Raw genomic sequence first — 26,585 nt, forward strand, 5'->3', positions numbered from 1 at the left:
GAATTTTTTGCAGGATCTACACGTACAAATAATGTTGTTCCGCGTAAAAGTATGATAAGTGGCTTATCATCTGATCCAGCAAGCCGTTATACAGCAAAGCAAACTTTGTTCGCCAAATATGGATCTTGGGACTTTTATAAGTATTCCTTTGCACTACAGTCTTATTTGTATAATCATCAATTTGATACATTTGATAAGCTTCAAGATTTAATCCGTGCAAACGATGTGAAAAATTATGATGCGTATCGTGAATTATTAAGCAAAAATACACAATTGAATGCAGAATATCAAGCATATATGCAGCAGTTGACTGATAATCAAGATAAATATAATGTACCTCAAGTAACAAATGATTATTTAATTCAACACGCACCAAAGCCGTTAGCTGAAGTGAAAAACGAAATTGTAGATGTAGCAAATATAAAAGATGCAAAAATTACAAAACATGAGTCGCAATTCTTTAACACATTTAGCGTGGAAGGCACGTACGTTGGTGGGATATCAAAAGGTGAGTCTGAAGATTGGAAAACGATGAGTAAACAAGTAAATCAAACTTTAGAGCAGTTATCCCAAAAAGGGTGGAGCGGTTATAAAACAGTTACAGCCTATTTTGTAAACTATCGTGTGAATGCAGCTAATCAATTTGAATATGATATTGTTTTCCATGGTGTTGCGACAGAGGAAAAAGAAAAAACGACTACTATAGTAAATATGAATGGACCATACAGCGGGATAGTAAATGAAGAAATTCAATTCCATAGCAATGGTACAACAAGTGAAAATGGAAAAGTTATTTCTTATCTATGGAATTTTGGGGATGGTATAACAAGTACAAAAGCGAATCCTACCCACATATATGGAGAAAAAGGAACATATACTGTGGAACTAACTGTGAAAGATAGTAGAGGAAAAGAAAGTATAGAACAGACAAAAGTTACTGTAAAACAAGATCCGCAAACAGGCGGGTTCCTTGAAGAAGAGAAGATACTCCCGTTTAATACGCTTGTAAAAGGAAATCTGGTTACTCCTGATCAAACAGATGTTTATACGTTTAATGTTACAGATCCAAAAGAAGTAGAGATTTCTGTGGTAAATGAACAAAATATTGGGATGACATGGGTACTTTATCATGAATCAGATATGCAAAATTATGTAGCTTGTGGTGAAGATGAAGGAAATACTATAAAGGGAAAATTCGTAGCGAAACCAGGGAAATATTATCTGAATGTGTATAAATTTGATGATAAAAATGGTGAATATTCACTATTAGTAAAATAAATTCATTTCCGATATGTATACGAGAGTTGTATTTTAGGAGGAGTCTGTCACGATAGGCTCCCCCTATTTTTTTATTTATAAGGATGAAACTAAGCTTCCAACCTGTGTTCCGATTGGGAGGCATACAGGTGACACTCCAGGATTTAGTACTTTTGCTGAAGTACACTTGACGGAGGACGCATGCTTGTTATCAGGTTTGAGTAATACGAAAAGCGCTAACAGTCAGGATTCTTCTTCCATTTGGTGAGAAGGAAAAAATTTCCACGGAACAATAATTTCTCAAGTAGAATATTTTGTTATGTGGAAAATAAAGTAAAATGAATATTTACGTTATAGAAGAAGCGCTGTAAAATATTGTTTATATTAAGATTTTTTGTATATTTCAATAATTAATTCTATTGGCTTTCATTCCAATCAAAAAACTGTCATAAAAAAAGAGGGGGAAGACATTGTTTGCTAAAATTTGTTTGTAAAAGCTTTTAACCTGTTAAGAGCAATCCTAAGGTAGACTATTAATTTCTTTAATAATTTTTGCTTTCCTTTAGTACTTGGCATAATGCATTAAAAAGTTTAAATTTTGAAAGGAGAATTTGACATTTTATATATATAGTATTTTTTATTGTATTCCTAACCATTCAAAGAGAAGGGGATGTGATTAAGGTGAATAATACATATAATGAAAAGACGCATACATTGATTAAACAATTATTAAAAAAGTTTTCACCAAAAGTTCCTGGCTTTGCATATATGGCCAGTTTTGATAGCGGAGTAACGTATAAAGGTGCAGTTGGCTTAGCTTCTATAGAGGAAAATCTACCGATAACCACAAAGAGCGTTTTTAATATCGCCTCAGTTTCTAAACAATTTACAGCGTTTTCTATATTACTCTTAGAACAAGAGGGAAGATTGAGTTTAGATGATTCAATTGTAAAGTTTGTCCCTTCTATAGGAACATATGCTGAACCAGTAACATTGAGGCATCTAATTCATCATACTGGCGGACTAGTTGATTATATGGAATTGGCTCATGCAGAAAATATTAAATTTACTGATATATTAACTGTGGAACAATCGCTAAAACACCTTAATGGTCATCAAATTGCAAGGTTCCCTGTTGGCACAAAATTTGAGTATAGCAATACAGGATATTTTTTATTGTCATTGGTGGTAGAGAAGGTAAGCGGGAAGTCTTTACGTCAGTTTGCAAAAGAACGTATTTTTGATTCTTTAAATATGAAAGACACAACAATTGTAGATTGCTACCCAACTACTATATCAATTGCTAGGGGGTATTCAAAGAATGAACAAGGAGCATATATGGTCTATGAAAGCCCTTGGGAACATACAGGTGATGGGGCAGTTCATGCAACAGTCGAAGACCTGGTAAAGTGGGGAGAAAATTTAACTACAGGTACCGTTGGCGGAAAAGAACTTGTTAAAAGAATGAGCGAAATAGGTCCGGAAATTTCTCCAACTAGGGAAACGATTATTGACAATGAAGATTATGCTTTTGGGCTAAGGCTTGCAGAAGGTTTTAACTGTCGATACTTGGAACATTCAGGTAGCTGGGCAGGTTATCGTTCATACTTCATACGGTTTCCAAAAGAATATTTGACTGTTGTAGTACTAAGTAACTATGATGGATTTGACTCTAAAAAATATGCTAATGAAATAGCAGGAATTATTTTAGAAAAGTAAAAAATAGGGTGTAGAAGAGTATCTGGATTTGGTTAACCACACGTTGTTTTAGGGTGTAATTGATTTTGGGAACGGAAGGCAGGCATATATTTATGCCTGCCTTTTTTGTATTAAAATGAACATAGATATTAATTTTTTTGTAAATATGGAACAATGTCATTACTTACACTGTCTATTAAGCGTTAAAACATTTTTTATTAAATAAATTACGAAAGGAATCATCATTTTTAACTAAGGGAGAAGATTGAATTGAAAAAATTATGGATGCTGCTTTTCGTTTGTTTCGCAGTTTTGTTGGTAGGATGTAATAAAAACGAACCACCAAAACAAGCATTTGAAGAATATATCAATTTATGGAATGATAGAAAATTTGCAAATATGTATGATCATTTATCAGACCATGCCAAAAAATCGATTTCTAAAAAAGAATTCACAGAAAAATATCAAAAAATCTATGAGGGGATTGGAGCTAATAATTTAAAAGTTAAAATGAAAGGAGAGAATACGAAAGATAAAGAGCTTTTTCTTTTTGAAGTTAAGATGGATACGGATGTAGGACCAGTTTCATTCATCCATGAAGCAAAACTTGTGAAAGATAAAGAGTCTTGGGAAATAGATTGGACACCAGACTTCATCTTCCCAGGTATGAAAAAAGATTACAAAGTACGTATGCAAATAGAGCAAGGAAAACGCGGAGAAATATATGATCGAAATGGAAAAGGGCTTGCAACGAATGGTAAAGCAACTGAGGTTGGAATTATTCCAGAGAAACTAGGCGAAACAGCAGCGCAAACGAAAGAAATAGTAGCACAATTACTTGATATGTCTATAGAAGAGGTCGAACAAAAGCTCACAGCGAAATGGATAAAACCAGACTCCTTTGTACCAATTGGCATTTTAAAAGAGGGAACCAGACAGAATGATTATATTGAATTAGAAGGAGTTTCATCTCACCCAGTAAATATTCGTACGTATCCATTAGGTGAAGCAGCGGCACACTTAACTGGATATATAGGAAAGGTGAATGCGGAGGAGTTAAAATCACTTCAAAAACAAGGTTATCAAGCAGATGATTTAGTAGGTAAGACTGGTTTAGAGAAAGTGTTAGAAAATAAATTGCGTGGTGAAAAGGGTGGACGCGTATTTATAGAAGATGAGAAGGGGAAAGAGATTAAAAACGTAGCAAAAAAAGAAGCAAAAGAAGGAGAAAATGTTACGTTAACAATTGATGCTGCAATTCAAGAAAAAATCTTTAATGAGATGAAAACTGAAGCAGGGTCTAGTGCAGCGATTAATCCTAAAACAGGTGAAACAATCGCACTTGTAAGTAGCCCTGCTTATAATCCAAATATAATAGTTAGAGGAGCATCGAAAGCCCAACGAGAAGCATGGAGTAACGACTCGAAACTACCAATGACGAATCGCTTTACACAAGCATTTGTACCAGGTTCCGTATTTAAAACGATCACAGGTGCAATTGGTTTGGAAACAAACACAATAAATCCGAAGGAAGAATTTAAAATTCAAGGATTGAAGTGGACAAAAGATTCATCTTGGGGAAATTACTATGTAACGCGTGTAAAGGATGCAAGTCCAATTGATTTTGATAAGGCAATGAAGTACTCTGATAATATTTATTTTGCTCAACAAGCTTTGAAAATAGGAAAAGATCAGTATGTAAATGAACTGAAGAAATACGGTTTTCATGAAAAATTACCAATCGAATACGAATTTCCTATTTCAATCATTGCAAGAGATGGGATAAGAAACGATATCCAACTAGCAGACACAGGCTATGGACAAGGACAAGTATTAATGACACCACTTCATTTAGCATTAACATATGCACCGATTGTGAATGAAGGGAATATTCCGTCGCCACATCTTTTAAAAGAAGCAAAAGTAGCAGGGAATTGGAAAGAAAATGTGGTTTCTAAAAAGAATCAAGAAATATTAAAGAGTGCATTAATCAAAGTCATTAATGACCCTGATGGTGCAGGGAGAATTGCAAAGGTTGATGGTGTAACGCTTGCTGGTAAAACTGGTACAGCAGAACTGAAAGAGTCGAAAGAAGCAGACGGAAAAGAACTGGGATGGTTCGCAGCTTTCGATGCAAATGCGCCAGACATGATTGTTACAATGATGATTGAAGATGTAAAAGGAAGAGGGGGAAGTAACGTTCCAGGTGAAAAAGTAAAACATGTATTTCAGAAATAATACTTAATTATAAGGTGAATTTTTTGACTACATTTATTACATGTTTGCTTAACTCAAAGATATAAATTGGGGAAAATATAGAGCAATGAAATTTCAAAAAAGCATTCTTTCTAATCGAGAATGCTTTTTTGCTGCGACTCTAGAAAGTTAATACCTTATCTTAATTTTCATTTCTGAAAAGTTGGCATTGCTAATGGTAAATAGAAGAGTATAGCAAGTTGAAATGGACAAGTGGAGTGTTACGTTAAATTCAAAAAACAGATTTTCATGAGTAGAATTTTATCATTGTATGCTTTACTTGTTTTTTAGTAGTATTATTCTGCTTGAAAAAAGATAAACAATGGAACAAATGAAACTTGTATCTTGTCTATATATTGAAACCATAATAAAAGTGAGGGCAGTTTTTATGTTTATTCAAATAAGTTTGAGGTGTGGAAATGGAACAGACGTTTATTGAAAAGTGTAATCATGATGAGCTGGACTATGTTATAGAAGACTATTGGCAAGATGTATGGAATTATTCATTTATTATTACGAAAGATCCACACTTATCAGATGATATCACGCAAGATGTATTTATAAAGGTGTTTAAAAATTGGAATTCATTTCGAAAGGAGTCATCTATTAAAACGTGGATTTTAAAAATCACAAGAAATACGGCAATAAACTATTTGAAATCCTCCTATTTTAAAAGGATATCTTTAATAGGATTTTTTAGTGACGATAAGCAATCCCTGTCAGCAGAACAAGAATTTTTTAACCAAGAAGAGATGAATGAGGTGTGGAAGGTTGTATTAAAACTACCTAAAAAGCACCGTGAAATAATTATATTGGACGCAAAATATGAATTATCATATGAAGAAATGGCTGAAACATTAGGAGTATCCATTGGAACTGTAAAATCGAGATTAAGTAGAGCGAGAAGTAAGGTTTCAAAATTAATAGGGGAGGGTAGTAGTGATGAACAATAAACAAAATCCTGACTGGTATAGAAAAATAAAAAAAGGCCCAATGGAGAATCGTAAAGATGAAGAAGAATTTATTTCTAAAATAAAGCAGTCTATATACGAAAATAATGAAGTGGATTTTGTAAAACATAAAAGACCATTTCATAAAAAAGCATTACCTATTGTAGTTGTTTTAGTTTGTACAATGTTATTTTTCATTGTTCAACAACCTTGGCTTGATGATAATAAATCACCAGTACAAAGTAGTACTCAAATTAAGCCTAAAACAAAAGATGAGTCTGCTCAAGATCCATCATTAAAACAATTTATGAATGAACTATATCAAAGTACGAACTCAAAAAATGAAAATGACTTGTACAAAGCGTTAAATGATGAAGTTCTATTCAAAGGGAAGAGTTATAAGAAGGATGAACTGAAGTTTGATGAAGATATTTTTCATGAGTTGCAAGTCGCCCTTACAATGGGGGGAGAGTTTGGAAATGATACAAAGCAAGTATATAAAGTACCAAGTGGATTGACGGAAAGTAACCAACCAAAGCAAGCACATTTTATATATGCAACTGTTACTGGAAATAAAACAAAAATTTTAGCAGAACCAAAGCGAGAATCACAAGTTTTATATGAAGTATCTAATGAAATGGTAAAAGCTTGGATTCCAGAAAAAGTGCAGAATGATGGATATATAAAAATATCGACAATTAACGGTAATACTGGATATGTACAGAAAGAGTACATTTTAACTGATATTAAATATTCATTTATGTTCGAAAAGAATAATGAAGGTATATGGAAAATAATAAATATAGATTCTATATGGTAAAAGAGGAAGGTTCACTTTAATGAACCTTCCTCTTTGTTTTTATTCTCTTTTTGAAGAGTATTCCAGTACTCTAAAATTTCTGATGTAACGAGAGCGGCAATGTTTTTTTCGGAATTACTGCCAGGAATAACGACAGAAACGGCAATTTGTGGATCTTCAGTAGGAGCATATGCAATGAAAAGAGAATGATTTATCATTCTTTCTTGCTCATTTGGAAAACCTGTAATACCTGTTTTACCTGCGACGTCAAAGGGCAACTTTTTAATTTCCTCTATATTTTGACTCATTCCACCTTGCACGACACTCCAAAAGTTCATCGGGTAACGATTTGAACTTTCTAAAATGGTTTTAAACTTTTTGGTTTCCTTACCATCTTGACCAATAATCGCACTTACGATTTGAGGTTTATATTTATCACCTTTACTTGCCAATGTTGCTGCATATTGAGCGAGTTGAAGAGGAGTATGCACTTCATTTCCGCCCCACGAGGCATTTAATAAAGCGGAGATTCCATTTTCAAACTTATTAGAAGGATGGAATTCATACTTACCGTCTTCTTCAAAGGGTAAATCAATCCCGGTTTTAGAACGTAGGCCGAATTGCATTAAATAATCTGTCCATATATGTGCCACTTTTTCTACATTTCCATTATTTTGGTTAAATAATGGTAGAGCAACTTTTGCTGTCATAAATGTGTTAGATGAATTAATGATAGCCTGCCTCGGTGTAATCTCACCTGTTGGTGTTCCAGGTGCATTTGTAATGTTATTTTGATTATCATACTGAAAAGTACCTTTATCTAAATAAGTATCTTCGGGTTGAAAAAGTTTTTCGTTTAATCCAATTAAAATAGTAAGTGGTTTTATAGTAGAAGCCATATTTACATAAGATTCACCATACTTTAATTTTTGAATCGCTTTATTTTGCGAAAGAGATTTAATATTTTCTTTTCTAGAAGATACATGTGTATTTAATATATTTGGATCAAAAACTGTCGAGTTGACCATAGTTAAAATCGCGCCAGTTTTTGCATCGCTCACTACAGCATAACCAGCTTTAGCATCAGGTGTTTTCTTAATTTGCGATCTTAATGCTTCTTCTGCCTTTTGCTGCAACTCAGAGTCTAAAGCTAGCCGTACATCTTTTCCTTTTTGTACTTTTTGAATGTTCCATAAGAACTTTTTATTATTCAATTTAAAAATAAGAGTTTTACCTGGTTTTCCTTTTAAATCATTTTCATATTGCAGCTCAATCCCGCTTTTTCCAACAGCCATATGCTTTGAATTAAGGTCATTTTCTACATACCCAATTACTTGTGAACCAATTTCGTGTTTAGGATAATATCGAATCCATTCATCTTTAATTATTACATTATTGGGTTTGTTTTTGTTTATGAATGCAAGTTCATTCTCAGTTATATCAGAGTATAACGGTATATCATTCATAGTCTGCTTTTTACAAGATTGTTGTAATTGAGATTTTATGTTCTCTGTAGAAATATCATGTTGAAACTCGCTTGAAAATTGATTAAAAAAAGCTAATGTGCTTGATGTATCTTGTTTCGATAGCTTTTCATCATTAGAAGTGCAATATAGAGACTTAACTTTCTTATTTGTAGCTAGTATTGCACCATTTCGATCAAAAATCTTTCCTCTTTCAGCTGAAGAAGTTGCGATAGTAATTGAAATGAAGTTGATTTTTAATAAAATTAGTAAAATCAAACCTACAATAGAAAGAACCGCAAATAATCTCCATCTTTTTGTATGTAACATATAACCCTCCCTTATGTAGCCTACTTCATCTTATATTTAATTATTTTTTTTGTAAATGTGGAACAACTGTATTGTTTAGGTTGTCTATTAAGTATTACAGCATGAAGAAAGGAATAATCAATATGAAAAGTTACTAGCAAGCCTATGTGTAAAATATAATATGAGTCACATTGCAAGCGACAAAAAACAAGTGAGAAAAAAGGAAGGGAGATTTATCAATTACGCGGTTATACAAAAAGGAATTAATACTTACAAAGATTTAGAAAAAAAGATAAGACACTATTTATAACCGAATAATGGTTTCAAATATATAGGGAACGTTTAAGTATTAGTGAGGAGTTCCGGAAGAATTATATGGAGGATTTATGAAAGAACAAAAAGGCAAGAAGCAGAAGACATATATATCTATTCGATTAAATATAATGTTCCTTTGTATATTTGTACTATTCTCAGCTATTATTATGCAGCTAGGAAAAGTACAAATCGTTGAGGGAGAGGCTTATAAGAACCAAGTGGAAAGTAGTCAAAATGCAATAACTAGTATTCCAGTTCCGCGTGGACAAATTTTAGATCGAGAAGGGAAAACAGTCGTTAATAATAAATCTCTTCGCACAATTACGTATACAAGGGTAAAGGGGATTACGAATGAAGATATTTTAAAAACAGCAAATGACTTGGCGAAAGTACTTGAAATGCCTGAACAAGATATAAATAAATTAACAGATATCGATAAAAAAGATTTTTGGATGCAGTTGAATTCGAAACGTGCGGAGACAAAGATTACTAAGAAAGATATAGAAAAGTTTAAAGAAAAGGGTATAGAGGGGAAAGAGTTAGATAAAAAAATAGAAGACTTAAGACGAGGTCGCGTTACAGAGGTAGAATTAGCAGAATTAACAGCACAAGATTTAAAGGTGTTAGCTATTAAAAGTAAAATGAGTTCAGGTTATCAACTAACACCACAAATTATAAAAAAAGATGTAACAGATGAAGAGTATGCGCGGATAAGCGAAAATCTTGGAGATTTTCCAGGAGTAGATGCCACTGTTGATTGGGAACGTAATTATGTAAATGGTAATTTATTTCGTTCTATATTAGGAAATATTACGAGTAGTGAAGAAGGATTACCGAAAGAAAATTTAGATTCTTATTTAGTACGTGGATATAACCGTAATGATCGTGTTGGAAAAAGTTATATTGAACAACGATATGAAGATGTATTACACGGCACAAAAGAAGAAGTGAAAAATATTACTGATAAATCAGGAAACATTGTTAGCACAGAAATAATCTCTAAAGGAAAAAGTGGTAATAGTTTAACATTAACGATTGATATGGAATTACAAAAGAAAGTGGAAGAAAGTATAGAGAAAAACTTGAGAGCTTTTAAGAGTTCAGAGCCACTGCTCGATCGAGCTTTTGTTGTCATGACAAATCCAAATAACGGACAAATTTTATCTATGGCAGGCAAAAAGATTGTAGAAAAAGAAGGGAAAATAGAGGTTGAGGATTTGGCGTTAGGTAACATGACAACTTCGTATGAGCTAGGGTCAGCTGTAAAAGGTGCTACTTTATTAACTGGATATGAGACAGGGGCAATACATCCAGGAGATCAATTTTATGACGCGCCGATGAAATTTAAAGGTACACAAGCTAAAAAATCGTGGAATGTATCCGGATTTGGTAATATTAATGATTTACGAGCTTTACAAGTATCTTCGAATGTATACATGTTCCAGACAGCTTTAAAAATTGCGGGAGTTAATTACGTACCAAATGGCTCATTGGATATTAAACAAGGAGCATTTGATACGATGCGCTATTATTTCAAGCAATTTGGTTTAGGTGTCCCAACAGGTATTGATTTACCGAATGAAATAATTGGACAAACGAGAAAAGTAGATAGTCAACCTGGTTTTTTACTAGATTTTTCTATCGGTCAGTATGATACGTATACGCCGTTGCAATTAGCGCAATATATTTCAACGATTGCGAATGGTGGTTATAGAATGCAACCTCAAATTGTACAAGAAATACGAGAACAATCAATAAAAGAAGAGGTTGGCAAAGTTATACGGTCCATAGAGCCTGTCGTATTAAATCGAATTGATATGAAGAAAGAACATATTGATCGGATAAAAGAAGGGTTTAGATGGGTATTCCAAGAAGGTGATGGAACTGGCGTGAAGTATTTCAAAAACGCGCCATATAAACCAGCAGGAAAGACAGGAACAGCCCAAACTGTATATGGTGGAGATGACCCGATTGGCAGAAATGCAAAAGGAGAACGTATGGAATGTTACAACTTAACGTTAATTGGATATGCTCCATATGATAATCCAGAAGTAGCATTTTCTGTAGTAGTTCCATGGCTTCATGATGATAAAAATGGAATTAATTCTATAATTGGAAAGGAAGTTTTAGATGTATACTTTTATTTGAAACAGCAACGTATACATGGTGAATCTACTAGTACAGGTAGTTCTAAGCAAAATTAAGATACTTTTCTCAGGGAAGAGAACCTGTTTGTATAAAGCCATTTATAAGAAAAAAATGAAATGTGAAATAAGAGATAGCGGCGATCATAGCTACTATCTCTTATTTTGTTAATAACTCTCATACTAGCTATAAAAATTTTTTCAGTTTATGGAACAAATTTGGTTCGGTGATTGTCTATTATGTGTACGTATAAAAAGGTACTAAAAATTTGGAAGGAATGATGATTTTGAAAAATAAGAGGATGCTAAAAATAGGAATATGCGTTGGTATATTAGGTTTAAGTATTACAAGCCTAGAAGCTTTTACAGGAGGGGCACTGCAAGTTGAAGCGAAAGAAAAGACTGGACAAGTGAAACATAAAAATCAGGCGACGCATAAAGAGTTCTCTCAACTTGAGAAAAAATTTGATGCTCGATTAGGTGTATATGCGATTGATACTGGTACAAATCAAACAATCTCTTATCGATCTAACGAAAGATTTGCCTTCGCATCAACCTACAAGGCTTTAGCAGCAGGAGTATTACTACAGCAAAACTCAATTGATTCATTAAATGAAGTAATCACATATACGAAAGAAGACTTAGTGGATTATTCACCTGTTACAGAGAAACATGTAGATACTGGAATGAAACTAGGAGAAATTGCTGAGGCAGCTGTTCGTTCAAGTGATAATACTGCAGGGAACATTTTATTTAATAAAATAGGAGGACCTAAAGGATATGAAAAAGCGCTTAGGCATATGGGGGATCGGATTACTATGTCTGATCGCTTTGAAACAGAATTAAACGAAGCTATTCCAGGAGACATTCGTGACACTAGTACAGCGAAAGCTATTGCTACGAATCTTAAAGCTTTTACGGTCGGAAATGCACTTCCTGCTGAAAAACGTAAAATTCTTACAGAGTGGATGAAAGGAAATGCTACAGGAGACAAACTTATTCGTGCAGGCGTACCAACTGACTGGGTAGTTGGAGATAAATCAGGTGCTGGCAGTTACGGGACAAGAAATGATATTGCTATCGTTTGGCCTCCAAATAGAGCACCAATTATCATCGCAATTTTATCTAGTAAAGATGAGAAAGAGGCAACTTATGATAATCAACTCATTGCAGAGGCAACTAAAGTTATAGTTAAGGCTCTTAGGTAATAGTATTTTAGTTTTCGCATTTTTAACATGAAAGTATTAAAAGTATAAAGTTAGAAAACGACTCTTTTCTTGTGATAAGAGTCGTTTTTGTATTCTTATTATTAAAAAGGTAAAAGTAAAAATATAACGAATATATATGACATATCTCATATGAAATTTCATGTACTGTATTATTTTATTAATTTAAATAAATTTCAAGAAAGTATAATATAATTCAGTTAGCATATAGAAGTGTTTGATGAGAATGTAAAGGAGAAAATATGAAAAAGAAGATTAATAGAATTGTAATGATTATTTGTATATTAGTAGGTTTTACAATCTTTTTATATTTACAGAACAATTTAATAAGTATAACTGAGGTTAAAATAACCTCTAGTAAAATACCATCCTCTTTTAAAGGGTATAAAATTCTACAAATTTCAGACTTACACAATAAAAAATTTGGCGATAATCAAGATGTGTTAATTCAAAAAATAAAAAGTATAGACCCAGATATTATTGCGATTACGGGTGATTTAATTGACAGTAAATCATACGATGCAGAAGTTAGTATGCAATTAATACGAGAAATTGTAAAGAAATATCCTGTATATTTTGTGACAGGAAACCATGAACAATGGTCTGGAAAGTATAACAGTTTAGAAAAAGAGTTGAAGAAATATGGTGTCAATGTTTTAAGGAATGAACATGTAGGCATTCGAAAGGGTGAGCAAGAAATAAACTTGCTAGGTATTGATGATCCAGAGTTTGGTACTGGAAACCGTGATGAAGGAAATATTATAATAGATGAAATTAAAAAAGCGAAAATTGAAATGCAGCCAGATAAATATAATGTATTATTATCCCATCGGCCTGAATTTATAAAGGAATATACGAATGAGCGGTTGGATTTGGTTTTATCGGGACATGCTCATGGAGGGCAAGTTAGATTGCCATTTATCGGAGGATTAGTTGCGCCAAATCAAGGTGTTTTACCTAAATATACAGCGGGTTTATATGTAGAACAAAATACATCAATGGTAGTGAGTAGAGGATTAGGAAATAGTATCATTCCGCAAAGGATTTTGAATAGGCCAGAAATTGTAGTCGTGCAGCTAAATTAAGCTGTACGATTTTTTTTATACAAAAATGAGTAAAGGGGCTTTCTGTATTTTGCAGGAGTAAACATTACAATTTTGTTAAAAATTTTCTACGTTACATAAAGTAACAAAATTTGACCCTCAGTGTTTGTTATAGTGTAAATAATCAAAAAACTTAAAATTTGTCGAGTGAAAATTGTGATAAGTAATTCATATAAAAAACTTAAAGGGGTGTACACATGCATAAAGAATATGAAATTGAAGAATACACGGCGATTGAGGAACAAATCCATTATTATTGTAAATGTTTATTAGTAAGTCATCCTGATCAAATAATAAAGTATTTAGAAAAAAGGTTAGAAAAATATGCAGAAACATTACAATATGCACATTTATATCCTGACACAGTTATTTTACCGTTACAGCAATTAGTTATCGAATATTCTTTAGACGTTGCTAGAATTCGGAAGTATATGAATTTAAAAACGTAAAGTGAAATTTATAGTTTAAATGAAACAGAGTCGACTTTAGGAAATGAAATTCTAATGTCGACTCTGTTTCATTGTTTAATATCGGTGATTGAACATACATACTAATCAACGAAGTTTGACATATAATTAAGCAAGAGTAAAATAAAAGTGAGTACTCACTCATTTTTATTGGAAAAGGAGGATGAAACGTGCAACAACCTTCAATTATTTTACGGACTGTATCAAAAAGTTTTGGAAAAAAAGAAGTGTTACACAATCTTTCATTGCAAGTTGAAAAAGCAGAGATTTTTGGTTTTGTTGGACCTTCTGGATCGGGGAAAACAACGCTCATTAAAATGATTGCAGGTATTAATGAGGCAACGAAAGGTGAAGTGCTTGTTAATAATACTAATATGCCTAATTTAAATGAAATGAAACGAATTGGTTATATGGCCCAGGCGGATGCATTATACGAAGAATTGTCAGCATATGAAAATGCAGATTTTATAGCAACGATGTATGGACTAAAGGGAAAACGTAAAAAGACAAGAATTGCAGAGGTTTTTGAACTTGTACAATTGTCACAGTATATGAAAAAGCAAGTACAACAATTTTCAGGTGGAATGAAAAAACGCTTATCATTAGCAATAGCACTCCTTCACGAACCAGAAATATTAATTTTAGACGAGCCTACAGTGGGGATAGATCCGCTTCTTAGAAAAACGATTTGGGAAAAATTTTATGATCTTAAAAAGAAAGGCACAACGATTATTGTAACGACGCACATTATGGATGAAGCTGAATTTTGTGAGCGTCTAGGATTAATTAGAGAAGGGAAACTAGTTGCGGTTGGAACAACTGAAGAATTGAAAAAACGCGTGTCATCTGGACGGATTGAAGATGTCTTTTTGTTGGAAGAGGTGGTGTCATCATGAGAGTTACTGGTGTAATCATTCGTATTATTCGCCAATTTTTTCGAGATAAGCGTTCGTTAGCGATGATGTTTGGGGCACCAATATTATTACTTTGGCTATTATCGCTAGTGTTTACACAGAAAGACTATATACCGCAAATTGCTGTTGTTGATATGCCCGCTCAAATAGTAAAAGTGATGAAAAATCAAGAAGCGTCAATTTATGAATACAGTAATGAAAAGGCGATTTCTGAGTTGGAAAAACAAAAGGTAGATGCAGTATTTCAAATAGAGAATGGAAAAATGAAACTTCTGTTGGAAGGTAGTGATTCGTCAAAAAATCGTGCTGTACTTCAAGTATTGCAAAAAAGCGCAGAGAAGAATGATGTATCGATTATGAAACCTGAAGTAAATTATTTACATGGCTCTAAAGACTTTACGATGTTTGATGGGCTTGGTCCTGTATTAATTGGTTTCTTTACATTTTTCTTTGTATTTATATTATCAGGTGTATCCTTCGTAAGAGAACGTTTAAGTGGTACGCTAGAAAGGTTATTATCCACCCCAGTAAGAAGATGGGAAATAGTCGCAGGTTATATTATTGGTTTTGGAATCTTTGCCTTTATACAATCCATTATTATCGTAAGTTTTTCCGTTTATATTTTAGATTTATATGTAGCTGGCTCCATATGGTTAACGCTACTTATTACATGTATGCTCTCTTTAACTGCACTAACATTAGGTACGTTCTTATCGGCATACGCAAATAATGAATTTCAAATGATTCAATTTATACCGCTTGTTATTGTGCCACAAATCTTCTTTTCTGGATTGTTTCCAATGGAATCTATGAACCTACAAATGTTAGGGAAAGTATTTCCACTCACATACGGCGCTGACGCAATGAGACAAGTGATGATTCGGAATCAAGGGTTTACAGAGATTGCATTAGATCTTACTGTATTATTACTTTTTTCAATATTATTTGCAGTAGGAAATGTATTTGCTTTAAAGAAACATCGCAAAATATAATAATGATAAAAAGGAGCTTTATAAATGCAGAAAGATTGGCTGGAGGAATTAATAGCTGCAACTAACACGGACAAACGAAATGAACGTCAAATGCGTATATTAGAGGCGGCTGTTGATATGTTTGGAGAAAAAGGATACGCTTCAACTTCAACAAGTGAAATTGCAAAGCGTGCTGGTGTAGCGGAGGGAACTATCTTCCGCTACTATAAAACAAAAAAAGATTTATTACTAGCGGTCGTAATGCCAACTTTAACTAAGTTCGCTGCACCATTTTTCGTACAAACCTTTGCAAAAGAAATATTTAAATCGGAGTATGAATCGTATGAAGGACTTTTAAGGGTTGTAATTCATAATAGATTTAAATTTGCTCAAAAACACTTCCCTATGATAAAAATATTAATTCAAGAAGTGCCATTTCAACCAGAACTAAAAAATGAAATACAGCAATTAATAGAAACAGAACTGTTTTCACATTTCAAAAAGTTAATTGTGAAATTTCAAGAAGAAAGGGAAATTATTGAGATACCGCCATCTGCCGTATTACGTCTTACTTTATCAGCTGTATTAGGTTTATTATTAACACGATTTTTATTATTGCCTGAAGAGAAATGGGATGATGAAGCGGAAATTGAAAATACGATTCAATTTATATTGTATGGATTAACTCCACGAATTTAATCGTTGAAGTGTGAATTACATATTTTACATTTAAGAAAATAATAACTCGCCTTTAAAAAGGCGAGTTACATTCATTATAAAATAAGTACTTGTTTACTAAAAATGTTCTAAATTAACGTGTTTCTTTGTCTCTTCTTCTAAGACCTAATAATCCTGCTAGTCCTAATAAACCGAGCCAAGCCCAATTATTATTTCTATCACGATCATCATTTAAATCATTTGTCGTATTTACATTTCTAGTTCTCACATCATTATTAACTCTGTCTAAGTTATTGTCATTAACTCGAGTTGAAATGTCAGTGTTATTAACTCTATTCATATTATTTCCATCGTATTCAGCTTGTGCAGATGTACCTAAAAACATTATAGATAGTGCTAAAACACTTAAAATAGATGATAATTTCTTCTTCATAAAGCTCCCTCCTTTCTTACGTATTAAATTCTCCAGAGTATGTGTATATTATTCGTTTCACAGTATCTAAACCATCATTATAGAGCGCACATTTATAGAAAATAGAGTTGAATGATTGTTAATATATCATTGGATATATATTTCTTATAAAAATAAATGAATCAAACTTTGCTTAAAATGTTAATCTTAGTACAATTTATATTATACGGACTAGCAATAAGGAGGTAATAAGATGCGACAATTTGCAAAACCTACAATCGTCGTAAGTAAGTGTTTAGAATTTGATGCTTGTCGTTATAATGGAGAGATGATTCCAGATGTAACAATACGAAATTTGCAGCCATTTGTTACATTTATACCTGTTTGTCCAGAAGTGGAGATTGGATTGGGGACTCCTCGTGAAACGATACGAATTGTAGAAGAAAATGGTGAGAATAGACTTGTGCAACCGTCGACACGAGAAGATGTAACTGAAAAAATGGAGCAGTTTTCAAATGACTTTTTACAAACGATACCGGATGTGGATGGTTTTATTTTAAAGAATCGTTCACCAAGTTGTGGTACGCGTGATGTGAAAATTTATTCTGGTTTTGAAAAAGCGCCAGCAAAAGGAAAAGGAGCTGGCTTATTCGGCGGAGCAGTAGTAAAAAATTTTTCGCATCTTCCTATTGAAGAGGAAGGTAGATTGTCGAATTTTATTATTAGAGAGCATTTCTTTACAAGGTTATTTACAATCGCATATTACAAAATGATTAAACACAATAAAAATATGAAAGAACTTGTATCGTTTCAGTCGGACAATAAATATTTATTTATGGCATATAATCAGGTGAAACAAAAGGAATTAGGTCGTATAATTGCAAATCAAAAAAATGAAAAGATTGAAGTGGTATTTGAAAACTATGAGAAGACTTTATATGAATTATTTATGCGTGCGCCCCGTTATACATCGAATGTAAATGTATGCGAGCACATTTTTGGATATTTTAAAACAAAGTTAAAAAAACAAGAAAAAGATCATTTTATAGAACTGTTACAAAAGTATGCAGAAAAGAAAATACCACTTAGTAGTTTACTTACAATATTAAAATCATGGGCTATTCGATTTGATGAAAAGTATTTATTAAGACAAACGTATTTCGAACCATACCCTGAAGCATTAGTAGAAATTTCTGATTCGGGAAAAGGTAGAGATTATTAAACAATAAATTACATAATTCGACACAAAATCTCCTATGTTGTTGTAGAACAATGTAGGAATTTTTTTGTGCATTAGTACAGAATCTGTTTTAAAATTAAGTTATGACAGAATTGTAGCAATTGTCTAACTAATATTCTTGTCTTTTAAGTTGTTATGTTTGTAGTAGAAACTCGCACGCTGTCGAAACTCAATATTCGATAAGGGGTGTGTAGCGGAATGGAATTTACTCTAACTCGCGAAAAACAAATGATTAAAGAAATGGTACGTGACTTTGCTGAAAAGGAAATCGCACCGAAAGCTGTATATTATGACAAAACTGCAGAGTTTCCATATGAAACATTTCAAAAAATGGGCGAACTAGGATTATTAGGCATCCCATTCCCAGAAGAGTATGGAGGTTCAGGTGGCGATACGGTATCGTATGCGTTAGCAGTTGAAGAAATTGGTCGCGCTTGTGGTGGCACCGGTTTAAGCTATGCTGCAACAATTTCATTAGGTGCTTCTCCAATTTATTATTTCGGTACAGAAGAACAAAAACAAAAGTATTTAGTTCCGATGGCGTCAGGTAAAACATTAGGTGCCTTCGGATTAACGGAGCCGAATGCTGGATCAGATGCAGGTGGTACTCAAACGAAAGCGGTATTAGATGGTGATGAGTATGTAATCAGTGGTGAGAAGTGTTGGATTACAAACGCAGAGTATGCAAATACAATTATTGTAACCGCTGTCAACGGTATTGAAGAGAATGGTAGAAAACGTATTTCTGCATTTATCGTGCCTACTACGAGTGAAGGATTAACGATTTCAAGTCCTTACGATAAGATGGGTGTTCGCGCTTCTAATACTTGTGAAATCGTACTTGATGGCGTTCGTGTACCGAAAGAAAATATTCTTGGTGATGTAAATAAAGGCTTTAAACAATTTTTATATACACTTGATGGAGGGCGTATTTCAATCGCAGCATTGGCAGTTGGTATTGCGCAATCAGCCTTTGAACGTGCATTACAATATGCGAAAGAACGTCAACAATTTGGAAAGTCAATCTCTAATTTCCAAGCGATTCAATTTAAATTAGCTGATATGGCGACTGAAGTAGAGCTAGCACGCAATTTAGTACATAAAGCAGCTTGGTTAAAAGATAACGATAAACCTTTCGGCAAAGAAGCGGCAATGGCAAAACTATTTGCATCGGAAGCAGCAAGCCGTATTGCGAATCAAGCAGTACAGATTCATGGTGGATATGGTTATATGCGTGAATATGAAGTTGAACGACATATTCGTGATGCGAAACTATTAGAAATTGGTGAAGGAACTTCTGAAATTCAACGTCTCGTAATTGCTAGACATTTAGGATGTAGATAAAAGGGAGGAATCACTATGTTTCAAAAAATATTAATTGCGAATCGCGGGGAAATCGCTGTTCGTATTATGAAAACTTGTCAAAAACTTGGCATTCGCACTGTTGCTATTTATTCTGAAGCAGATGAAAATGCCCTTCATGTGAAAATGGCAAATGAAGCTTACTTAGTAGGTGGACCGCGTGTTCAAGAAAGCTATTTAAACCTTGAAAAAATTATTGAAATAGCTAAGAAGACAAATGCAGAAGCCATTCATCCGGGTTATGGTTTATTATCAGAGAATCCGTCTTTTCCGGTTCGCTGCAAAGAAGAAGGAATCGTATTTATCGGTCCTTCAGAAGAAATCATTACGAAGATGGGAAGTAAAATTGAATCACGTATCGCAATGCAAGCAGCAGATGTCCCAGTAGTCCCAGGTATTACTACAAATATTGAAACTGCTGAAGAAGCAATTGAAATTGCAAAACAAATTGGTTATCCATTAATGCTTAAGGCATCCGCAGGCGGCGGAGGCATTGGTATGCAGTTGATGGAAACTGAGCAAACGCTCACCAAAGCGTTTGAAAGTAATAAAACAAGAGCGCAAAACTTCTTCGGTAACGGGGAAATGTATTTAGAGCGATATATAGCAGATGCGCATCATATTGAAATTCAGCTTTTAGCAGATACACATGGTAACACAGTGTATTTATGGGAGCGTGAATGTTCGGTACAGCGCCGAAATCAAAAAGTAATCGAAGAAGCACCTTCACCATTTTTAGATGAAGGTACACGAAAGGCGATGGGAGAAGTTGCTGTACAAGCTGCCAAAGCACTTGGCTATACAAATGCAGGTACAGTTGAGTTTCTTGTAGATAATCAGAAAAATTTCTATTTCTTAGAAATGAATACGAGATTACAAGTGGAGCATCCAGTGACAGAAGAAATTACGGGATTAGACCTTGTAGAACAGCAACTCCTTATCGCAAGTGGAGAGAAACTATCATTTACTCAGGATGATGTAAAACGTAGTGGTCATGCCATTGAAGCTCGTATTTATGCAGAGGATCCGAAAACATTCTTCCCGTCACCTGGGAAAATTACAGATTTAACATTACCGTCAAATGTACGAATTGATCACTTCTTAGAAAATCATGTAACGATTACACCTTTCTATGATCCAATGATTGCGAAAGTCATTGCACATGGCGAGACTCGTGAAGAAGCAATTTCGAAATTACATGATGCTCTAGAAGAATTAAAAGTGGAAGGTATTAAAACGAACACGCCAATGCTACTGCAAGTTTTGGAAGACGAAGTGTTCAAAGCGGGTATTTATACAACGGGTTTTGTAACGAAACAACTCGTTAAAAAATAAGATCTAACAATATTAAGGGGGAAAAAATGATGACGAAAGTATACGCATCGATGGCAGGAAACGTTTGGAAGATTGTTGTAGGAGTAGGAGATACAGTAGAGGAAGAGCAGGATGTCGTCATTTTAGAATCTATGAAAATGGAAATTCCAATCATTTCAGAAGAAGCCGGCACAGTTATGAAAATTAATGTGCAAGAAGGCGATTTTGTAAATGAAGGAGATGTATTATTAGAAATTGAATAGGGAGATATAGGGGGAAGCGAATTGAAACTACCTAATTTTGCTGTCATTAAAGAAGTAGGACCACGTGATGGTTTACAAAATGAAAAAAAGATTGTTGGCACAAAAGATAAAGTAAAATGGATTCAACTACTTACAGAAGCAGGATTGTCGTATGTTGAAGTTTCCTCATTCGTTCACCCAAAATGGGTCCCAGCATTAGCGGATGCAAATGATGTGTTTTCTGAGCTGAAAAGGGATCCGAATGTTACATATGCTGCGCTTGTTCCGAACCAAAATGGTTTGGAACGAGCTTTTTTGCAAAATGTAGATGAGGTGAATGTTTTTTTATCAGCAAGTGAATCTCATAATAAAAGTAATATTAATAAATCGATTAAAGAAGCGTTAGTTGTAATCGAAGATATAACAAAACAGGCATTATTCGAAGGGAAAAAGGTAAGAGGCTATGTTTCTACTGTATTTGGATGTCCTTATGAAGGGGATATAAGTGTCACAGCAGTTGACGAATTATGTAATCAACTATTTTCATACGGCATTTATGAAGTTTCTCTTGGGGATACAATCGGTGTAGCGAATCCATTACAAGTAGAACAAGTATTAGAACATCTATTAAAGAAGTATGATGCTTCGCAGTTTGCCATGCATTTTCATAATACGTATGGAATGGCTCTAGCAAATGTAGTTAAATCATTAGAATACGGTATTACAACATTTGATAGTTCTTGTGGTGGACTCGGGGGCTGCCCTTATGCACCAGGAGCATCAGGTAATGTTGCTACTGATGACCTAGTACATATGCTCCATAAATTAGGAGTTCAAACGAATATAGACGAAGAAAAGTTATTGCGAGCTAGTCAATTTATTCAAAGTAAGCTAAATATCCAATTACCGAGTCATGTGTATAGAGCGCTTCAACATAAAACGATAAGTAGGTGAGAAGATGCTACAATTACAAAACATTTCAGTTGATTATGTAACACCTCACGTTGTAAAGATTTCGTTATATCGTGAAAGACAAGCAAACTCATTATCTTTAGCGTTATTAGAAGAGTTACAAAACATATTAACTCAAATAAGTGAAGAGTCCAATACGCGTGTAGTTATTCTAACAGGTGCTGGTGAAAAAGCATTTTGTGCTGGTGCTGATTTAAAAGAACGTGCTGGTATGAATGAGGAACAAGTTCGCCATGCTGTTAGTATGATTCGCACGACTATGGAGATGGTTGAACAATTACCACAGCCAGTTATTGCTGCTATAAATGGAATCGCACTTGGTGGTGGTACGGAATTAAGTTTAGCTTGTGATTTTAGAATTGCTGCTGAATCTGCAAGTCTTGGTCTTACTGAAACGACACTTGCAATTATACCAGGAGCGGGTGGTACACAGCGCTTACCGAGATTAATTGGTGTTGGTAGAGCGAAAGAATTAATTTATACAGGTAGACGTATTTCAGCGCAAGAAGCAAAAGAATATGGTTTAGTAGAATTTGTTGTACCAGCTAATTTACTTGAAGAGAAAGCGATTGAAATAGCAGAGAAAATTGCTAGTAATGGACCTATTGCTGTTCGATTAGCAAAAGAGGCAATTTCAAATGGTATTCAAGTTGATTTACATACCGGATTACAAATGGAAAAACAAGCGTATGAAGGTGTAATCCATACGAAAGATAGATTAGAAGGATTACAAGCATTCAAGGAAAAACGCACACCAACGTATAAGGGGGAGTAAATATGTTAGATCAAAAACAACAATCTAATTCATTTGAAGAACGAGTTGAAACGATTAAACAAGGCGGCGCACCAAAGTATCATGAACAAAATAAAGCAAAAGGAAAATTATTTGTTCGAGATCGTTTAGCGCTTCTATTTGATAATGGCGAATATGTAGAAGATGCATTATTTGCTAACTGTGAACAAACAGGCTTACCTGCGGACGGCGTTGTAACGGCAACGGGTAAAATACATGGTCGTACTGCATGTGTAATGGCCAATGATTCTACTGTAAAAGCTGGATCATGGGGATCACGCACAGTTGAAAAGATTTTACGTATTCAAGAAACAGCTGAAAAACTACGTGTTCCGTTATTTTATTTAGTCGACTCTGCTGGAGCGCGCATTACAGATCAAGTAGAAATGTTCCCAGGGCGCCGTGGTGCAGGAAGAATCTTCTATAATCAAGTGAAATTATCAGGTAAAGTTCCTCAAGTATGCTTATTATTTGGACCTTCTGCAGCTGGTGGTGCCTATATTCCAGCCTTTTGCGACGTTGTAATGATGGTAGAAGGAAATGCATCTATGTATTTAGGATCTCCTCGTATGGCTGAGATGGTTATCGGTGAGAAGGTAACTTTAGAAGAGATGGGCGGAGCTCGTATGCATTGCTCTGTATCAGGATGCGGAGATGTTTTATGCAAGACAGAAGAAGATGCGATTACACAAGCAAGACAATACATTTCATATTTTCCAAATAACTACTTAGAAAAGACTCCATTGGTTACACCTCAAGAACCGAAACAATTCGATAAAACGTTAGAACAAATCATTCCAGAAAATCAAAATGCTCCTTTCAATATGAAAGATCTCATTAATAGAGTTATTGATGAAGGTTCCTTCTATGAAGTGAAAAAATTATTTGCTCAAGAGCTAATTACAGGCTTAGCACGTATTGATGGTAAGCCTGTTGGTATTATTGCAAATCAGCCGCGTATGAAGGGCGGCGTATTATTCCATGATTCAGCTGATAAAGCTGCTAAGTTTATTAATTTATGTGATGCATATCATATTCCATTATTATTCCTTGCGGATGTACCAGGATTTATGATTGGAACAAAAGTAGAGCGTGCTGGTATTATTCGCCATGGTGCAAAAATGATTTCTGCAATGAGTGAAGCAACTGTACCGAAGATTTCTATCGTTGTTCGTAAAGCATATGGTGCTGGTTTATATGCGATGGCAGGTCCAGCATTTGAACCAGATTGTTGCCTGGCATTACCGACAGCCTCTATTGCGGTAATGGGTCCAGAAGCTGCGGTTAATGCTGTATATGCAAATAAAATTGCAGCTTTACCAGAAGAAGAGCGTGCTAGCTTCATTGCTGAAAAACGTGAAGAGTATAAGAAAGATATTGATATTTATCATTTAGCATCAGAGATGGTGATTGATGGTATTGTTCATCCAAACAATTTACGTGAAGAATTAAAAGGACGTTTCGAAATGTATATGAGTAAATATCAAGTATTCACGGATCGTAAACATCCTGTATATCCAGTTTAAAAGCCCTATTTAGGGCTTTCTTGCTCAAAAAGTTAAGGAGGGGAAAACATTGAAACAAGCAGTTTGGTTTCCAACAGAAGAGTACAAGGAAAAAACACGTTTATATGGTTGGATGAAATCATTGGGATATGAAGATTATGAAACTTTTTATAATAAATCTATCGAGGAAACAGCTTGGTTTTGGGGAGAGGCAGAAAAGGCAGTAGGCTATCAATGGATGAAACCTTATACAGACGTGTTAGATTTAGAAAATGGTACACCGTTTGCACAGTGGTATAATGGCGGAACATGTAACGTTGTAGAATCAGCTTTATCCCGCTGGCTTGCGGATGAAGAGACGAGAATACAGCCAGCACTTCAGTACGAAGGGGAAAATGGAACTTCAAAATCATTTACATATGAAGAGCTTGACAACTGGGTAAGTCGTGTTGCAAATGGTTTGAAACACGCGGGTATTGAGAAAGGTGACCGTGTAACAATTTATATGCCGATGATTCCAGAAACAGTTGTTGCGATGCTAGCTGTAATGAAAATCGGAGCAATTATTTCACCAATATTCTCAGGCTTTGCGTCTGATGCAGTCATGACACGTGTGCAAGCGGCAGGTTCAAAAATGATTATTACCGCAGATGGATTTTCACGTCGCGGTAAAATTGTTTCTTTAAAAGATGAAGTAGATAAAGCTTGTGAGTATTGCCCAACTGTTGAAAAAGTTGTTATCGTTCGTCATGCAGGAAATGATTTTACACCACATAACTATGATTTTTCGTGGAGTACGCTAGAAAAAGAAAAACCATTCATACATGCCGAGGAAATGCAAAGTGATGATCCATTAATGCTCATTTATACATCAGGAACGACTGGTAAGCCGAAAGGAACAGTACACACGCATGCAGGATTTCCTTTGAAAGCAGCTTTTGATGCAGGATTTGGAATGAATATTAAACAAGGTGATCGTGTATTATGGGTAACTGATATGGGCTGGATGATGGGGCCGTTTCTATTATTCGGTTCACTCATTAATGGAGCAACGATGGTTATGTACGAAGGTGTTCCAGACTTCCCAGAAGCAGACCGGTTATGGGAGACAGTTGATAAATATGAGATTACTCATCTAGGTATTTCGCCAACGTTAATCCGAGCATTGATGGCAAAAGGTGATGAGTATGTCAATAAACATTCTTTAAAGAGTTTGGAAGTATTCGCATCAACAGGAGAACCTTGGAATCCTGATCCATGGATGTGGCTGTTTGAAACAGTTGGAAAAGGAAATGTCCCAATCTGTAACTACTCAGGTGGAACTGAAATCTCTGGTGGGATTTTCGGTAATGTTCTTATTAAGCCAATAGCACCGATTAGTTTTAACGCATCTTTACCAGGAATGGCAGCTGTCGTACTGGATGATCAAGGTAAACCAATTCGAGATGAAGTCGGAGAATTATGCTTAGAGAAACCCTGGGTAGGTATGACGAAAAGCTTCTGGGAAGATGATGAACGTTACGTAAACACATATTGGTCGCGTTTTGAAAATAAATGGGTCCACGGTGACTGGGTCATTTACGATGGTGAACAATATATCATCACAGGGCGTTCAGACGATACGTTAAATATTGCAGGTAAACGTATTGGACCTGCTGAATATGAATCTATTCTTGTGAAACATAACGATGTAATCGAAGCTGCTGCAATTGGTGTACCTGACGAAGTAAAAGGTGAAGTTTGTCATTGTTTTGTAGTGTTAAGAGATCATGTAACATTCACAGGAGAATTAAAGAAAGAATTAATGAGTTTAGTAAACTCTCATATTGGAAAAGCGTTGTGTCCTAAAGACATCCACGTTGTAGAAGATTTACCGAAAACACGTAATTCTAAAGTAATGCGCCGTGTTATTAAAGCAGCTTACTTAGGAAAAGAATTAGGTGATTTATCATCGCTTGTAAATCCTGAAGTAGTTCCGTTTATTCAGGGGTTACAGTCTAGTAAATTATAAAGTTAGAAAGGATCTCTATATAAATAGAGATCCTTTTTTTTATGTTTATAAAAAGAAAAGAAGTGAATTTGATGAAGAAGAAAAATTTTACTATTAGTGTTAAGTATGTTTTTTAGTTTTAATCAAAATACGATATTATGGAATGTCTATTCAATGTAGAAATACTAATTTACAACAACAAGGT

The 26,585-nt window shown here is 34.5% G+C and carries 22 protein-coding genes; 20 read left to right on the forward strand and 2 right to left on the reverse strand.

Going from position 1 to position 26,585, the window contains the following annotated elements; genetic code table 11:
- From MR136_RS22040 to MR136_RS22060, 5 genes are all read left to right on the forward strand, one after another.
- The coding region (locus MR136_RS22040) for a PKD domain-containing protein (protein WP_242259599.1) at positions 1-1,278 on the forward strand (1,278 nt) is incomplete at its 5' end.
- A gap of 660 nt (positions 1,279-1,938) precedes the next feature.
- A complete protein-coding gene (locus MR136_RS22045) occupies positions 1,939-2,976 on the forward strand; it encodes a serine hydrolase domain-containing protein (RefSeq protein WP_078421597.1) in 1,038 nt (345 codons plus the stop codon).
- 249 nt (positions 2,977-3,225) lie between these two features.
- Entirely contained in the window at positions 3,226-5,193 is a 1,968-nt protein-coding gene (locus MR136_RS22050; RefSeq protein ID WP_078421596.1) for a penicillin-binding transpeptidase domain-containing protein, read from the forward strand.
- 437 nt (positions 5,194-5,630) lie between these two features.
- The gene (locus MR136_RS22055) at positions 5,631-6,164 is read left to right on the forward strand and encodes an RNA polymerase sigma factor (RefSeq protein WP_139365901.1); all 534 of its coding nucleotides are present in this window, start codon (positions 5,631-5,633) and stop codon (positions 6,162-6,164) included.
- The gene (locus MR136_RS22060) at positions 6,154-6,981 is read left to right on the forward strand and encodes an SH3 domain-containing protein (RefSeq protein ID WP_074553476.1); all 828 of its coding nucleotides are present in this window, start codon (positions 6,154-6,156) and stop codon (positions 6,979-6,981) included. The genes MR136_RS22055 and MR136_RS22060 overlap by 11 nt, the downstream gene beginning before the upstream one ends.
- An 11-nt stretch (positions 6,982-6,992) precedes the next feature.
- Here the strand turns inward: MR136_RS22060 and MR136_RS22065 are convergent, their stop codons facing one another.
- Positions 6,993-8,753, reverse strand: a complete 1,761-nt coding sequence (locus MR136_RS22065) for a peptidoglycan D,D-transpeptidase FtsI family protein (RefSeq protein ID WP_078421594.1) — start codon at positions 8,751-8,753, stop codon at positions 6,993-6,995.
- A 365-nt stretch (positions 8,754-9,118) separates the two neighbouring features.
- Between MR136_RS22065 and MR136_RS22070 the strand changes: the two genes are divergently transcribed.
- The 7 genes from MR136_RS22070 (at position 9,119) to MR136_RS22100 (ending at position 16,571) form a co-directional block, all read left to right on the forward strand.
- On the forward strand, positions 9,119-11,251 hold the full coding sequence (locus tag MR136_RS22070; protein ID WP_078421593.1) for a peptidoglycan D,D-transpeptidase FtsI family protein: 2,133 nt from the start codon (positions 9,119-9,121) through the stop codon (positions 11,249-11,251).
- Positions 11,252-11,472: 221 nt separating this feature from the next.
- Entirely contained in the window at positions 11,473-12,399 is a 927-nt protein-coding gene (gene bla / locus MR136_RS22075) for a class A beta-lactamase Bla1 (RefSeq protein ID WP_002164538.1), read from the forward strand.
- A 260-nt stretch (positions 12,400-12,659) separates the two neighbouring features.
- Complete coding sequence (locus MR136_RS22080) at positions 12,660-13,502, forward strand: metallophosphoesterase (RefSeq protein WP_078421592.1); 843 nt, start codon at positions 12,660-12,662, stop codon at positions 13,500-13,502.
- Between the two features lie 215 nt (positions 13,503-13,717).
- A complete protein-coding gene (locus tag MR136_RS22085; protein ID WP_000548621.1) occupies positions 13,718-13,969 on the forward strand; it encodes a hypothetical protein in 252 nt (83 codons plus the stop codon).
- A gap of 188 nt (positions 13,970-14,157) precedes the next feature.
- On the forward strand, positions 14,158-14,883 hold the full coding sequence (locus MR136_RS22090; RefSeq protein WP_016081571.1) for an ABC transporter ATP-binding protein: 726 nt from the start codon (positions 14,158-14,160) through the stop codon (positions 14,881-14,883).
- Positions 14,880-15,893 (forward strand): ABC transporter permease, encoded by a 1,014-nt coding sequence (locus MR136_RS22095; RefSeq protein WP_017673446.1) that lies wholly within the window; start codon positions 14,880-14,882, stop codon positions 15,891-15,893. The genes MR136_RS22090 and MR136_RS22095 overlap by 4 nt, the downstream gene beginning before the upstream one ends.
- A 24-nt stretch (positions 15,894-15,917) precedes the next feature.
- Complete coding sequence (locus MR136_RS22100; protein WP_078421591.1) at positions 15,918-16,571, forward strand: TetR/AcrR family transcriptional regulator; 654 nt, start codon at positions 15,918-15,920, stop codon at positions 16,569-16,571.
- Positions 16,572-16,683: 112 nt separating this feature from the next.
- Here the strand turns inward: MR136_RS22100 and MR136_RS22105 are convergent, their stop codons facing one another.
- Entirely contained in the window at positions 16,684-16,983 is a 300-nt protein-coding gene (locus tag MR136_RS22105) for a WGxxGxxG family protein (protein WP_017673447.1), read from the reverse strand.
- Positions 16,984-17,215: 232 nt separating this feature from the next.
- On the opposite strand from MR136_RS22105, the gene MR136_RS22110 reads away from it, so the two are divergent.
- From MR136_RS22110 to MR136_RS22145, 8 genes are all read left to right on the forward strand, one after another.
- Positions 17,216-18,184, forward strand: coding sequence for a YbgA family protein (locus MR136_RS22110; protein WP_001248640.1), 969 nt, complete (start codon positions 17,216-17,218; stop codon positions 18,182-18,184).
- Positions 18,185-18,400: 216 nt separating this feature from the next.
- Complete coding sequence (locus MR136_RS22115; protein WP_000397279.1) at positions 18,401-19,546, forward strand: acyl-CoA dehydrogenase; 1,146 nt, start codon at positions 18,401-18,403, stop codon at positions 19,544-19,546.
- 15 nt (positions 19,547-19,561) lie between these two features.
- Complete coding sequence (locus MR136_RS22120; protein ID WP_000486749.1) at positions 19,562-20,899, forward strand: acetyl-CoA carboxylase biotin carboxylase subunit; 1,338 nt, start codon at positions 19,562-19,564, stop codon at positions 20,897-20,899.
- Between the two features lie 26 nt (positions 20,900-20,925).
- Positions 20,926-21,141 (forward strand): acetyl-CoA carboxylase biotin carboxyl carrier protein subunit, encoded by a 216-nt coding sequence (locus tag MR136_RS22125; protein ID WP_001987345.1) that lies wholly within the window; start codon positions 20,926-20,928, stop codon positions 21,139-21,141.
- Between the two features lie 21 nt (positions 21,142-21,162).
- Positions 21,163-22,074, forward strand: coding sequence for a hydroxymethylglutaryl-CoA lyase (mvaB, locus tag MR136_RS22130; protein WP_000775436.1), 912 nt, complete (start codon positions 21,163-21,165; stop codon positions 22,072-22,074).
- Positions 22,075-22,078: 4 nt separating this feature from the next.
- Complete coding sequence (locus MR136_RS22135; protein WP_000939818.1) at positions 22,079-22,867, forward strand: enoyl-CoA hydratase; 789 nt, start codon at positions 22,079-22,081, stop codon at positions 22,865-22,867.
- A gap of 2 nt (positions 22,868-22,869) precedes the next feature.
- The gene (locus tag MR136_RS22140) at positions 22,870-24,411 is read left to right on the forward strand and encodes an acyl-CoA carboxylase subunit beta (protein ID WP_000886744.1); all 1,542 of its coding nucleotides are present in this window, start codon (positions 22,870-22,872) and stop codon (positions 24,409-24,411) included.
- Between the two features lie 49 nt (positions 24,412-24,460).
- Positions 24,461-26,401, forward strand: coding sequence for an AMP-binding protein (locus tag MR136_RS22145; RefSeq protein ID WP_017673448.1), 1,941 nt, complete (start codon positions 24,461-24,463; stop codon positions 26,399-26,401).
- The last annotated feature ends 184 nt before the right edge of the window (positions 26,402-26,585 follow it).

Origin of the sequence: Bacillus cereus group sp. BfR-BA-01311 (assembly GCF_022664295.1) — a bacterium.
Lineage (GTDB): Bacteria > Bacillota > Bacilli > Bacillales > Bacillaceae_G > Bacillus_A > Bacillus_A cereus.